This window comes from Virgibacillus halotolerans (assembly GCF_016908515.1).
GTDB lineage: Bacteria > Bacillota > Bacilli > Bacillales > Amphibacillaceae > Virgibacillus_M > Virgibacillus_M halotolerans.
Genome location: NZ_JAFBEA010000009.1, coordinates 142,431 through 155,778 on the forward strand (window position 1 = coordinate 142,431; position 13,348 = coordinate 155,778).

General features: G+C 41.9%; 13 protein-coding genes. 6 read left to right on the forward strand and 7 right to left on the reverse strand.

What is annotated here, in order from left to right:
- Positions 1-175: 175 nt before the first annotated feature.
- The 5 genes from JOC34_RS17810 to JOC34_RS17830 all read right to left on the reverse strand — a co-directional run bounded on the left by JOC34_RS17810 (position 176) and on the right by JOC34_RS17830 (position 4,810).
- The gene (locus tag JOC34_RS17810; protein ID WP_205138134.1) at positions 176-1,102 is read right to left on the reverse strand and encodes a prenyltransferase; all 927 of its coding nucleotides are present in this window, start codon (positions 1,100-1,102) and stop codon (positions 176-178) included.
- Between the two features lie 269 nt (positions 1,103-1,371).
- Positions 1,372-2,856 (reverse strand): glucose-6-phosphate dehydrogenase, encoded by a 1,485-nt coding sequence (zwf, locus tag JOC34_RS17815; protein WP_205138135.1) that lies wholly within the window; start codon positions 2,854-2,856, stop codon positions 1,372-1,374.
- Between the two features lie 114 nt (positions 2,857-2,970).
- Positions 2,971-3,408, reverse strand: coding sequence for a threonine/serine exporter family protein (locus JOC34_RS17820; protein ID WP_205138136.1), 438 nt, complete (start codon positions 3,406-3,408; stop codon positions 2,971-2,973).
- Positions 3,409-3,429: 21 nt separating this feature from the next.
- Complete coding sequence (locus tag JOC34_RS17825) at positions 3,430-4,194, reverse strand: threonine/serine exporter family protein (protein WP_205138137.1); 765 nt, start codon at positions 4,192-4,194, stop codon at positions 3,430-3,432.
- Positions 4,195-4,378: 184 nt separating this feature from the next.
- Positions 4,379-4,810 carry a DUF2935 domain-containing protein gene (locus tag JOC34_RS17830; protein WP_205138138.1) on the reverse strand — a complete coding sequence of 144 codons (432 nt, stop codon included), beginning with the start codon at positions 4,808-4,810 and terminating at the stop codon, positions 4,379-4,381.
- A gap of 481 nt (positions 4,811-5,291) precedes the next feature.
- Here JOC34_RS17830 and JOC34_RS17835 point away from each other — a divergent pair, with 481 nt between their 5' ends.
- Both JOC34_RS17835 and JOC34_RS17840 read left to right on the forward strand, forming a co-directional pair.
- Entirely contained in the window at positions 5,292-6,683 is a 1,392-nt protein-coding gene (locus JOC34_RS17835; protein ID WP_239544559.1) for a YfcC family protein, read from the forward strand.
- Between the two features lie 18 nt (positions 6,684-6,701).
- Positions 6,702-7,874, forward strand: coding sequence for a M20 metallopeptidase family protein (locus JOC34_RS17840; RefSeq protein ID WP_239544561.1), 1,173 nt, complete (start codon positions 6,702-6,704; stop codon positions 7,872-7,874).
- Positions 7,875-8,203: 329 nt separating this feature from the next.
- Here JOC34_RS17840 and chbG read toward each other — a convergent pair whose 3' ends face one another.
- Positions 8,204-8,905, reverse strand: a complete 702-nt coding sequence (chbG, locus tag JOC34_RS17845; RefSeq protein WP_205138140.1) for a chitin disaccharide deacetylase — start codon at positions 8,903-8,905, stop codon at positions 8,204-8,206.
- A gap of 25 nt (positions 8,906-8,930) precedes the next feature.
- The gene (locus JOC34_RS17850; protein ID WP_205138141.1) at positions 8,931-9,659 is read right to left on the reverse strand and encodes a GntR family transcriptional regulator; all 729 of its coding nucleotides are present in this window, start codon (positions 9,657-9,659) and stop codon (positions 8,931-8,933) included.
- Positions 9,660-9,982: 323 nt separating this feature from the next.
- Here JOC34_RS17850 and JOC34_RS17855 point away from each other — a divergent pair, with 323 nt between their 5' ends.
- From JOC34_RS17855 to JOC34_RS17870, 4 genes are read left to right on the forward strand one after another with little or no spacing between them, the layout of a single operon-like run.
- Positions 9,983-11,290 carry a 6-phospho-beta-glucosidase gene (locus JOC34_RS17855; RefSeq protein WP_205138142.1) on the forward strand — a complete coding sequence of 436 codons (1,308 nt, stop codon included), beginning with the start codon at positions 9,983-9,985 and terminating at the stop codon, positions 11,288-11,290.
- 11 nt (positions 11,291-11,301) lie between these two features.
- A complete protein-coding gene (locus JOC34_RS17860; protein ID WP_205138143.1) occupies positions 11,302-12,588 on the forward strand; it encodes a PTS sugar transporter subunit IIC in 1,287 nt (428 codons plus the stop codon).
- A 3-nt stretch (positions 12,589-12,591) separates the two neighbouring features.
- On the forward strand, positions 12,592-12,927 hold the full coding sequence (locus JOC34_RS17865) for a PTS lactose/cellobiose transporter subunit IIA (RefSeq protein ID WP_205138144.1): 336 nt from the start codon (positions 12,592-12,594) through the stop codon (positions 12,925-12,927).
- Complete coding sequence (locus tag JOC34_RS17870; RefSeq protein ID WP_205138145.1) at positions 12,924-13,229, forward strand: PTS sugar transporter subunit IIB; 306 nt, start codon at positions 12,924-12,926, stop codon at positions 13,227-13,229. Before JOC34_RS17865 ends, JOC34_RS17870 begins: the two co-directional genes overlap by 4 nt.
- The last annotated feature ends 119 nt before the right edge of the window (positions 13,230-13,348 follow it).

Here is a 13,348-nt window from a genome sequence, read left to right on the forward strand (position 1 = left end):
ACACCATCGGCATACCCCTTGCCGGAGCAAGGAGGCGGAGGCTGTGTCCGTGGGAAGCATCCGGCATCGATATCGGACGGCAGCAATAACACTCATCTTGGAAAGCCAACCAGCACATATGTCGCAGTTTATAGATTTTCTGTTAAGGTACAGTCCTAGACTTCGAGAAAAGAGCCTAAATAAAAATGCCCAAGCTTACCGCAGTGATCATGGCCAGCAAAAGCAATATTTTTTCACAGAAGGTGACTTGTTGGTGATCTGCTACATTCACTTTCATCACGAAAAACACCGCGATAACGATTGTAATAACCAAACTGATAGTCGCCCAGATTCGATCAGTGCCGATCCATAATGCACATAACCCCGCTGCAAGCAGATAAAGCAAAGCCGGAATCCGTGCAGAATAAAGACCGAATTTATTCGTGAACCATACGACGCTCGTCCGCTTCATTGGAACCGCCTGTTTATCAGCCTCCAAATCAGGAATATGATGAACCATCACCCAAGCAAGACAAAAGAAGGCGTTAATTACAGCATTTTGCATCGCCCACAATGGGATGGATCCTAAGATAATCCACGGTCCGGAAAATCCAAGAAAAAGGATAGCTGGAAATAAGCTGAGCCATTCTCCTAAAAAGGGCCGATAGCTTAAACGTAAAGGGGGAAGCGAATAAGAGGCTGCTGCCCAGACACCTATTAATAATAAAATAGTCAGCTCGTATTGCGCAAAAATCGCAAACAGCACAGCAATGATAAGCAGCACAATAGCCAGCCACTTCCCCAATTGTCCGAGTGTATGTAAGGGAATCATGCCTTTTTGGATAACACGGCTTCCGCCTGACAAAATAGCTGGACTATAATCATCTGTACCAGAATGATAATCCGCATAATCATTAAAAGCATGTGTAAGGACACCGTGAATGATAAAAGCGCCGATCGTAAGCATGATAAACAGTGAAAATAAATATCCGGTAGGAATAGAAGTATATAAAAATAAAGGAAGTGTGGTTGATATAATTGTTGCGATACTGGAGGAGATAACTGCAATAGAACGCAGTAAAACCGATCCCCCGCGGAGAATAGTAAGCACTTGATTGGCCATTATTATCGTATCTCCTTTCTTTATTTCAGGAAAAGTTTAGGTGGCGAAGCTTTGTATGTATGCCTTTACCCTCTAATGCGACGGTTAAATCTAATCTGAATGCCTGTGAAAAAAGCTCACGAGCGATCGTTCGCACGTGAGCTTTTTTCACAGGTAGTAGGAAACGATTCAGTGGGGGTTTTTACCCGCCAAACTGCGATAAAACTTTCCTATTGCATCAGTTTAGTCTAAGGCACTCACCATTAAAGGATTGACGAATGCTACACTTTTTAATCCTCAGTTGTAGGCCACCAATGGAATCCATCTTTTTCGAGCAGTTCATGTGCCGCTTTTGGACCCATTGAACCCGCTTCGTAATTCGGGAAAGTAGCTTTTTGATCTGTCCACACGTTCAAGATGCTGTCGATAAATTTCCAGGACAGTGCCACTTCATCCCAGTGGGTAAAGTTGGTTGCATCACCAATCATACAACCATAAAGTAATTTCTCATATGCCTCAGGCGTGTTGATCCCATGCACATTCTCGTTATTATAATCGAGATCGATGGGCTTGGCCATGGAGCCAACGCCAGATTTCTTCGCGTTCAATCTTAAGGTGATGCCTTCGTTTGGCTGAATATTGATCGTAAGTAAATTTGGTTGTCTTTCTTCATTGGTTTCATAAAATAAATTCATTGGTATATCTTTAAATTCGACAACGATTTTCGTTGATTTTCCTTCCAGGCGTTTCCCGGTTCGGATATAGAACGGTACACCGGCCCAGCGGTAATTATCAATCATAATTTTTCCGGCTACAAATGTTTCTGTGTTTGAATCGACCAGATCCTCTGCCTCTTCACGATAGCCTTTAATATATTTGCCATTGATTTTGCCGTGGCCATATTGACCTCGGACAAAGTAATCATCAACCATCGTATCATCAATTTGTCGGAGTGCGCGGAGTACTTTTATTTTTTCAGAACGAATTTCCTCGGTTGATAAATTAATTGGTGGTTCCATTGCGAGCAACGCAACCATTTGCAGCATATGGTTTTGTGCCATATCCCTTGTTGCACCTGAATGGTCATAGTATCTGGATCGGTCCTCGACACCAATTGCCTCACTGGATGTAACTTGGATATTCGAAATGAAACGATTGTTCCAGAGATGCTCGAATATACCGTTGGCGAAACGGATGACTTCGATGTTTTGCACCATTTCTTTTCCTAAATAATGATCGATTCGGTAAATTTGCTTTTCATCAAATGCTTCACGAATTTGATTATTGAGCTCTTTTGCCGAGGCCAAATCATGTCCAAATGGCTTCTCAATAACAAGGCGTGACCATCCGGTGCTGCCTTTTAATCCAAATGTATTCAGTTTATTGGCGATTGTACCGAAGAAGTTCGGTGCCATTGCCAAGTAAAATATTCGATTGCCGTCCGTTTCATAAACGCCTTCGAGATCATTCAATAAACTGCCCAAATCCTGATAGGATGCATCGTCCGTCACATCAAATGGATGATAATAAAAGTGTGATGTGAATGCATCCAAATTATCATCCGTAGAAAGGGAGTGTGAAATTGAATTATTTACATTGTCGCGAAAAACGTCATTTGTCCATGAACGCCGTGCCAGCCCAACCACTGCGAAATCCTCACCAATCGCGCCATTCTGATAAAGCCGATAGATGGAAGGGAATAATTTTCGTTTCGCTAAATCACCTGTTGCTCCAAATATAACGATTAGTACTTTTGGTTGTTGTTTTTTATCCACGATGGATGCCCTCACTTCGTTAAAATATATCGAACTAATCTTTTATTTTATAGGAAATAAATTTAAAATCAACTGATGAAGATTGATCAAAAGACAATAAATGCCTGTTCGTGATCATCTACGTGCCGGAAATTTCCTGATAATCTGATTAATTACCTCGGAAAACATTAACCCAATGGCGATTCCGCCCGACAGCAGCATCACTTGTGCGGATAATTGCACACCGGTAAAATAATCATTTTCCACAAAATGCTGCATCGCGTCATATGCGACCCCGCCAGGAACGAGCGGTATAATGCCAGAAATATTAAAAATGATAATCGGCGTCTTCCTGAATCTCGCGAACACTTGACTCAGAACTGCTACAAGCATTGCCCCCAACACAGTGGCAGGAACAATATCCATTTCGTGGGTTGTGAGCGTGTAATATAAAATCCAACCGAACATGCCGACCAAACCGCTATGAACAAGATCCCTTCGTGGTGCATTAAATAAAATACCAAATCCAGCTGAAGCAATGAAGCTTGTGATGAGATGCGCTACAATTATCATTTGATTATTCCTCCTTCCCGATTAAACAAGTCCAAAGACAAGCGCAATCCCCGCACCAATGGCAAAGGCTGTTAGACCGGCCTCCACACCTTTAGAGAGACCTGCAACCAGATGCCCAGCCATTAAATCGCGAACAGCATTTGTAATCGGCACACCAGGCACCATCGGCATTACCGCACCAATGATGACGCGGTCCAGGCTTGCCCCGAATCCGTAGTGAAGAAATGCCACAGCCAATATTCCAATAATAAAACCACCAAGAAATTCGGAAACAAAGCGAATATCAACCAAGCGATCACATGCGATCATCCCAGCAAAACCAGCTGCACCAGCGATAAACGCAGGGAGAACGTCTGGCCATGTTCCACCAAACATATAGGCAAAACTTCCACTCACAAAAGCAGCCGCAATGATTTGCACCCAGCCAGGGAAATGTAACTTCTTATCATCAATGTGCTTGATGGTCCTGAGTGCTTCCCTAGCATCCAGCTCTCCAGCAGTAATTTGCCGGGAAATATGATTAACCACAGCAATTTTATGTAAATCTGTCGACCGGTTGTTGATTCTCAGAAAGTTAGTTTCCGTCGCTACACCAATGGAAAAATTAATAGCAGTTGGCGTCGCATAACTCTGTACATTTTCCAGGTCATAAGCAGCCGCAATTCGGTTCATCGTATCTTCCACACGAGACGTTTCTGCACCGCTCTTTAGCATGATTTTTCCAGCTAGCAAACAAACCTTCACGATCGTAATATGCTCTTTCACATCAACACCTCCGGCTAACATCTATCATCTATTATAGAGTGGGAGGGGTGGGAATGGAAGTATAACCGGTTTAGATGGATATGCTCGAATTGTTAGAAGTTCACGCTAGAAGCGTTGGGGTTCAAAATGCGGGCAATTATAAAGGCAGATTATGATACAAAAAAGAGCACCCAATTATACGGGCACTCTCCATGGCAGATAGCCACTATTTCTTCTTTTCATATAAAATGGTCTGGGCGATTCCGATAAAATACTCCGACTCATCAATAATATGATCAATCAGGACCCCTGCTGTCGGGTTCCCCGCCGCGGCATTACTTTCATTTTTCACCTGCCGACAAAATTGGATGAAAGCAACACTCTCCTGCAAACAAAATGAAACAAGCTCCAGCACTTGCTGATAAAGCTCAGGTGCCAGCTCATTATCAGCCCTTACTGCAGACTCAACATACCTTTTTACCTGCTGGTGCGTCGTTTCCAGCACGTCTTCCCAGCGTTTTAACGCATCCACATACTCTGATTCCAAATCATGCATCAGCTCACGCATTACCACCGTATGTTCCGCTTCCTGCTGCTTCCAAAACTCCGCCTCATCCAATACCCGTAGTGGCATTTGACTTCCATAATAAAATTGCAAAATTACAGCCTCCCCGTTGCAAACTACAAATGAACATCCATTAATATGTATGCAAAGGGGGCAAGCATCATGCATGGGGAAACGAGACTGTCGTCAAATGTAGGTTGCGGTTGCGCTCACTCGCGCAGCAACCGCACCAACTCGCGCACCAGCCACTCTAACTCGCGCAGCAACCGCACCAACTCGCGCACCAGCCACTCTAACTCGCACGACAACCGCACCAACTCGTGCGCCAACCACGTTAACTCGCGCAATAAAACCTCACCCGATTCAAGCGGTGCTCCATCGCGATACGAACCAAAAGTGAGATTGACAGGTTTTCCAAAATGCTATAATCTTAAATAGGCTTTCTGAGGGTTTGGCTTTCCAAACACGCCCTCAAGAATGATGATGCTTCAGGTCATTGTAAGTAGAACGAGTGAAAACCTATAGATGTATAATTAATTATTTTATTGTATAAAGATAAGGGGAGAGAATGAGATTGAAAGCAAAATCTGAACATAAATTTAAAGTTCCTCATGTATATGTTATTATCTTCTGTTTGATTATATTGGCTGCAATTGCGACATATCTTGTGCCCGCTGGGGAATATGAGCGTGTGACAGAGAATGGCGTGACGGTTGTCGTCAATGATACGTATTCACAAGTCGCGTCCAGTCCTGTTGGATTTTTTGGCATCTTTAAATCTGTGCACGAGGGGATGAGTGAAGCCGCTGGGATTATTTTCTTCATCTTTATTGTTGGTGGAGCTTTTGGTATATTCCGTGCTACGGGAACGGTAGATGGAGCCATTCATACGCTCTCGAAGAAATTGGGCGGTAAGGAAATACTGTTAATACCGGGATTAATGATATTTTTCGCATTGGGCGGAGCTATCTTTGGATTGGCGGAAGAAACAATTCCATATATCATGATTGTCACGCCGCTTGCATTAATGCTTGGCTATGATCGAATGGTCGGTGTTGGAATTGTACTTGGCGGTGCGGCTGCTGGTTTTACGGCAGCATTTATGAACCCATTCACGATTGGTGTGGCCCAGGGCATAGCAGAGATCCCGATCTATTCTGGACTTGTGACACGGATTGTATTTTGGGTTATTTTTCTCTCTGTAAGTATCGTTTATGTCATGCTATACGCAAGGAAAGTCAAGAAAGATCCAACCAAAAGTGTTTTGTATGGGGAAGAACCAAATGATGAACTGACGATTAATCCGGAAAATCAGCACCCATTGACGATCAGACAAGGTTTTATATTGGCTACGCTATTTTTAACGGTTATCGGTTTGGCGATTGGCGTCATCAAATTCGATTGGTATATCACCGAAATTTCCGGCATGTTTTTGTTGATGGGTATTGTCATGGGGATTATTGGGAAAATGCACGTGAACGATATGGCGGAAGCATTTATAGAAGGCTGTAAAGTGCTGGTCATGGGAGCGTTAGTGGTCGGCTTTGCCTATGCCATTTTGATTGTATTGGAAAATGGAAATATAATGGATACGATTTTATATGGGCTAGCGAACTTAGTGAGTGGGCTGCCTTCCGGATTAACGGCAATTGGCATGTATCTGGCGCAATGCCTGCTGAATTTCATCGTACCATCCGGAAGCGGACAGGCGGCATTAACCATGCCAATTATGACACCTCTTGCTGATCTTGTAGGTGTTAATCGGCAGACGGCTGTTTTAGCCTTTCAGTTTGGTGATGGCATATCTAATATTTTAACACCAACTTCCGGTTATTTTATGGCAGGATTAGCTGTTGCAGGCGTAGCGTGGACAAAATGGGTGCGATTTATTTGGCCATTAATTTTAATTCAATATGCGCTTGGAGCTATATTTGTGACAGTCGCACATTTATTTATTTGGACGTAATTTTTAGGAGGAAATGGTTTGACGATAAAAACAACATTAGAAGAACTAGCAGAAGAAGCAATAGAAAATCGCAGGTATTTGCATCAGCATCCAGAGGTATCTGGAGCTGAATTCGAAACGGCTGTGTATATTCATAAACAATTAGAAGGATTAGGTATCCAGATATTGGACTATAAAGCACCAAGTGTTGTTGGATTTGTGCAAGGGACTTCAGGCAAAAAAACAATCGCATTGCGCGCAGATATCGACGCATTACCGATTACGGAAGAGGGGAATAAGCCATATATGTCCCGAAATGATGGCGTGATGCATGCTTGCGGCCATGATGGACATACGGCTATCCTGTTAGCTGTTGCCAAATGGCTTGTGGAAAACAAAGCAGACATACAACCGAACGTTATGCTCATTTTTCAATCGTCGGAAGAACAAGTTCCAAGTGGCGCTGACTTGTTGGTGCGTCAAGGCATATTGGAAGATGTAGATGAAATTTATGGCTTGCACTTGTGGCAACCCATGGCAAAGGGGAAAATCGGTTTGGCGCACGGTCCAATGATGGCCTCCACGGATGACTTTGACATTACGATTCATGGTAATGGCGGGCATGGATCAATGCCGCATGACACAGTTGATCCCATCTATTTATCGAGTCATTTAATTCAAGCCTATCAATCAATTGTAAGTCGGCAAACGAATCCAACCTTGCCACTCGTTATTTCGATCGGAAATATAGCAGCCGGGGCAACGTATAATATTATTCCCAATACATTAACAATGAAGGGAACAATTCGAGCCCTGGACTTTGCCGCACCGGCAATAGCACGAGAGCAAATGAATAAAGTGACAGCGGGAATTTGCGAAAGCTTTGGAGCAACGTGGGAAATAAATCATATTGATGGAACACCAGCCGTGATCAATGATCCATCTGTTAGTCAATTTGTGGAAAATGTTATTCAGCAAACATTTGAAAAGGGTACGTATGAGGCAGTTGATCCTGTAATGGGCGGGGAGGATTTTGGATTTTATTTACGCGAAAAACCCGGCGCCTTTATATTTGTCGGCATGGGAGGCGAAAAAAGTGCCTATCCACATCACCATCCAAAATTTGATATCGATGAAGATGTGATCCGATCCGCAATCAAGTTGTTTACTGAAATAGTAAAAAGTGGAGGAACGCCCACTGACTCCATCTAAAACGAGGCCACTGAAAAAGTTAAACATAGCACAATATATGTGGATCTACCATCGCATCTTCGAATTACTGCGCTTTCCGCGGGCGAGTGTCGAGTCTCCTCGGACTACCGTCCTGCGGGGTCTTCGACGTACAGGATGTACTAGTACAGACGTTGCGACAGGACGTCGCGAATTTAGTCTGTGTACCACTTAATTACTTCCCGCAGGAGTCTTCGTATATTCGAGATGCTAGATTAAGGTGAAAAGACAAGATTTTTAAAATCTACCACTTTTTCAGTGGCCTCTCTAAAACAGGGGGGAGCGCTCCCCAAAGTATCCACACAAAATTATTAAAGCAATTCCACCCATGCAGGCACATTTAACCCACGTAATATCCGTAACTCTTCTTCACGCATCTCAACATAAGAGCTCACACCGCGCAAATCCTCATCAACAAACGCGGGATGAACCATAACCTCAACGGTATCCACATCTAGCCCATGCAATTTTTCGAAGATAACCTCATCTACGCTATCACCATAAAAATCCAGCCAGAGTTTTTCCGTTAATAATATTTCGTGCTCATGTTTCAGAGATTCAACATAACGAACAGGTACCTCATATTCACGTGCTAGCTTAACTACAACGTCTTTCAATGGTTCCCAACCATGGACATGATGATGACTATCAATGTGATGCAGTGGCAATCCAGTCGCTATAAATGCCTCGATCTGCGCACGCCATTCTGTTTCAACTTCATGCACATCTGGTGCTTCCATATCCCTGTACGTATTCTTATATTTAAAATGGCCATCTGTATCAATTAAACTAGCAACACCATCACAACTCACCGGACGTCCCCACGTTAAAACCAGGTGAATACCGACCTTTAAAGTTGGATGTTTCTTCGCTAGTGTTACCGCATCGTTCACTGCCTTTCCATTCATCATTAATGTAGTAGACCCAACAACACCGTTTAAATGGGCATCGATAATACCATCGGTAACTCCTTTTGTTAAGCCGAAATCATCTGCATTAAATAACACTTTCATTACAATTCCCCCTTGTTTGAAAGACTCAATCTGTCGATGGATAATTTCGTTCAATGATGAAGTTTGTTTTATCACCGCGGAAGTAGGAGCGGGAAAATTCGACTTTTTTCCCCTGATCATTTTCAGCAACGGTTTCAATATAAAAGCATGGCAAGCCTGGTTCACATTGTAAATGTACACAAGATCGTTCATCAGACAGTGCGATTTCGACATGCTCGGTTGTTTTTGCAATATGAACGTCAAATTCATCTTTCATTGCGGCATACAGGGATGTTTCTGCATGTGTCTGTGTGATACCAGGTGCTACACTCCAAGGAATATAAGCAATTTCGTATTGGGTTGGCGCGCCATTTGCTTTTCTGACGCGTTCAATGCGTTGTATAGGGTCATTGACCGTAACGCCTAAAGATTGTTGTAACATTTCCGTGGCTGGTACAACGTGAATACTGATTAACGTAATCTCCGCTTCTTTTCCTTGGAATGCTACTTGATCACTGTAGCGTTTCACAGTGTGAGAAAGTGTTTGGTTGACCTTCTGATCTGCCACGTATGTACCTTTTCCTTGTTGACGGACCAAATAACCTTCTAATGTAAGCTGATTTAATGCAGCTCTAACCGTTGTGCGGCTCACATCGAAATCTTTACATAGTTCCAGCTCGGTAGGGATTTGGTCGCCTACTTTATATTTATTCGATTTAATTCGATGCAGTAATTCTTCTTTAATATATGCGTGCAATGATTGGTTTTTTTCCATATTTTACGCCCCTTCGAACACTCTTTAAATAAAGTGTACAAGATTGTACATATAATGACAACTTAAATAATTGTAGTAACAACTTGGCGGAATATGATTATTTGATATAGACAACTATATAATTGTATGATACATTTAAAACGAGTTGAAGCATAGAATATAAGACAGCAAGATTTTTTATCAATAGGTTAACGGGTAGTAAAACTCCTACTTCAAATATGGAGGATAACTGCCTGTAAAAGTTCAATTCGCTCATTCATAGCAACTGACATCATCATTAAAAAGAAAACGTTTACTAAAACAGGATAAGGAGTCTGACCAAAATGACATTAAAATTAGTAATAGTTGGTGGGGGTTCCAGCTACACACCAGAGATTATTGAGGGAATTATTCGCCGTCATGATACATTCCCGGTAACAGATATCGTACTTGTAGACGTCGAAGCAGGAAAAGAAAAACTCGAAATCATTGGCAATCTATCATTACGAATGATTAAAAAGGCCAAAAAGCCAATCCATTTAACGTGGACATTGAATCGTAAGAAAGCATTGCAACAAGCGGACTTTGTTTCCACGCAAATTCGCGTCGGTGGTTTGGAAGCGCGCTCAAAGGATGAACGGATTCCATTAAGTCATGGCTTTATCGGTCAGGAAACAAATGGAGCTGGTGGCATTTTCAAAGCATTTCGTACCATTCCTGTTTTATTGGAACTGGCCAAAGATGTACACACCATTTGTCCGAATGCATGGATTATCAATTTTACGAATCCAGCAGGCATTGTAACAGAGGCGCTTTTAAAGCATTCACCACATAAAAAGGTTATTGGCGTTTGTAACATCCCATACAATATGCGGCACTCGACAGCAGAAATTTTAAATGTTTCTCCAGCAGATGTGAAAATTGAGTTTGTCGGAATGAATCACTTCGTCTTTGGTAAGAAAGTGTATGTTAATGGCGTAGATCGAACGGCAGAGGTTCTGGAGAAGCTGAAAGGAGGACTAGATTACTCCCCAGCCAATATCGTAAATCTCGGGTGGTCAAAAACCTTTATCGAATCTACTGGACTATTACCTAATCCGTATCATCAATACTATTTTCAAACGAGAGATGTCTTGGAAAAAGATATCAAAGCATACGAAGAGAATGGAACACGGGCAGAAGTTGTACAGCAATTGGAAGTATCTCTTTTTAAACTTTATAACAACCCGGAATTGCAAGATAAACCAAAAGAATTAGAAGAACGGGGGGGTGCATTTTATAGTGATGTTGCTTGTAGCCTGATGGATTCAATTTACAATAATAAAGAAGATGTTCAAACGGTCAACACCGTTAACAATGGTGCCATTCCGGATTTACCGGATGATGCCGTCATTGAAGTTAATTGTGTGATCACAAATCATGGACCAAAGCCACTAGCAGTGGGTCCGATACCTGCAGTTGTAAAAGGATTAATGTACCAAATGAAGGCGTTTGAAGAGTTAGTGATTCGCGCAAGCTTAACTGGAAATTACAACGATGCGTATACAGCCCTGATTATGAATCCGTTAATTGCCGACGAAAAACGCAGTAAGCTTATGCTTGATGAGCTGTTAGAAGCACATATTGCTTATTTACCACAATTTAATTCATAGGGGGAATTAGAATGAATAATAAGTTTATGGGAAAATTTATTGAAATAGCGGGTCGTATCGGGGCACAACGCCACTTGGTAGCAATTCGTGATGGTTTCGTCGCAATCATGCCACTCATTATCATTGGTTCTATTGGAATTCTAATCAATAACTTTCCACCACTTGGTAAATTTGAATTGGTTGAATGGATGAATGGCATATTTGGTGATGGAAATTGGCAGGCGGTCGGTGGGAGTATATGGAATGGGACCTTTGCTGTATTAGGGTTGTTAGTCGCCTTTTCTATTGCTTATAATTTAGCAAAGTCATATGAAGTGGATGGATTGTCAGCGGGTTTAATATCAGCTGCCGCTTACATTATGCTTGTACCAGAAACGCCGGACTGGGGCTTGAACTTTGCTTGGCTCGGGGCACAGGGGCTGTTTGTTGCTATTATCCTTGCACTGGTTTTAACCGAACTATTTCGTGTACTCATACAATCAAAGTTTACGATTAAAATGCCTGAAGGAGTTCCAGAAGGTGTTGCACGTTCATTTACAGCCTTAATTCCAGCTACGGTTATTTTAATTATTGTAGGATTTTTCCAAGCCCTTATTAATGTTTTCGCCGATGTTAGTATTTTCGAAATGATATTTAATATCATTCAAGAACCGTTACAAGGGTTAGGTAACACATTACCAGCGGCAATGGTAGTTGCCTTTCTCAATCATATTCTATGGTTCTTTGGACTCCACGGAACAAATATTATTGGATCTGTTATCGAACCCGTTTACTTACCATTAATTCAAGAAAACCTGGAACTGTTTAGTAGTGGAATGTCAGCCTTTGATGTACCAAACTTAGTAACAAAACCATTTCTTGATTCGTTTGTCTTTATGGGGGGCTCGGGAACAACACTGGCATTACTTATCGCCATCTTTATTGTTGTTCGAAGGGAAAAGAATCATCCATACAGAGAAGTTGCTAAACTTTCAGCACCAGCATCCTTATTTAACATTAATGAACCAGTCATTTTCGGGTTACCAATCGTATTGAATCCAGTGATGCTGATACCATTTATATTAGTACCTGTTACACTGACCATCATATCGTATGTTGCACTTGCGACAGGTATTGTTCCAAAAACAGTTGCTATCCTACCATGGACAACACCACCATTGTTAAGTGGTTATCTTGTCACTGGGGGAAGCTGGCGTGGTGTTGGATTACAGATCATCAACTTAGCAGTTGCAGTAGTTCTTTATGTGCCATTTGTTATGGCTGGTGTACGCGCATTAAAACAACGTATGGAGGGATAATTTATGCCAGAAACAACAGAAGAAATACAGATGCTATCTTTTAATATTATATTACATGCAGGTAACGCCCGATCATGTGCAATGGAAGCAATTGGATTTGCAAAGGCCTATGAATTTACAGCAGCACGTGGAAAAATAGCAGAAGCTGATAAATCATTTACGGAAGCACATCATGTCCAAACCAAGCTCCTACAAGATGAAGCCAATGGCAAAAAAAGTGAAGTAACGGTAATATTAGTTCATGCACAAGACCATCTTATGACCGCTATGACGGTAAAAGAACTAGCAAGTGAAATGATTGATATGTATGAAAGAATGGAAAAACTGGAGGGGAAATGATGAAAATAATACTGGTATGTTCAGCAGGTATGTCTACATCCATGCTCGTCAACAAAATGAAAAAGTCTGCAGAAGAAAGAAATATAACAGCAGATATCGAAGCGATGGCAGAATCCGAGTTGAAAAATAACCTGGACAATCTGGACGTTGTACTAATCGGTCCGCAAGTTCGTTATCTGGAAAAGAAAATAAAAGCACAATTAGATCCAAAAGGAATTAAAGTAGAAGTTATGGATCAAAGGGCTTACGGCATGATCCAGGGTGATAAAGTATTAGATCAAGCCATTGCGCTAACAGAATAATAAACAAAAACCCCCAAAAGGTGTTGAACTGCCCCCTGTCAAGTAGACAGTGGAAATAATAAAATAATTTAGGCGGCCATAGTCCTATATTCTATAGGGCTGTGGCCATTTAATTTGTC

Bases quoted from the DNA above. Each gene is read 5' to 3' on its own strand.
- JOC34_RS17810 (WP_205138134.1), bottom strand. From the start codon at position 1,102: ATGGCCAATCAAGTGCTTACTATTCTCCGCGGGGGATCGGTTTTACTG.
- JOC34_RS17820 (WP_205138136.1), bottom strand. From the start codon at position 3,408: ATGATAATTGTAGCGCATCTCATCACAAGCTTCATTGCTTCAGCTGGA.
- JOC34_RS17825 (WP_205138137.1), bottom strand. From the start codon at position 4,194: ATGTTAGCCGGAGGTGTTGATGTGAAAGAGCATATTACGATCGTGAAG.
- chbG (WP_205138140.1), bottom strand. From the start codon at position 8,905: ATGAAAGTGTTATTTAATGCAGATGATTTCGGCTTAACAAAAGGAGTT.
- JOC34_RS17850 (WP_205138141.1), bottom strand. From the start codon at position 9,659: ATGGAAAAAAACCAATCATTGCACGCATATATTAAAGAAGAATTACTG.
- JOC34_RS17855 (WP_205138142.1), top strand. From the start codon at position 9,983: ATGACATTAAAATTAGTAATAGTTGGTGGGGGTTCCAGCTACACACCA.
- JOC34_RS17860 (WP_205138143.1), top strand. From the start codon at position 11,302: ATGAATAATAAGTTTATGGGAAAATTTATTGAAATAGCGGGTCGTATC.
- JOC34_RS17865 (WP_205138144.1), top strand. From the start codon at position 12,592: ATGCCAGAAACAACAGAAGAAATACAGATGCTATCTTTTAATATTATA.
- JOC34_RS17870 (WP_205138145.1), top strand. From the start codon at position 12,924: ATGATGAAAATAATACTGGTATGTTCAGCAGGTATGTCTACATCCATG.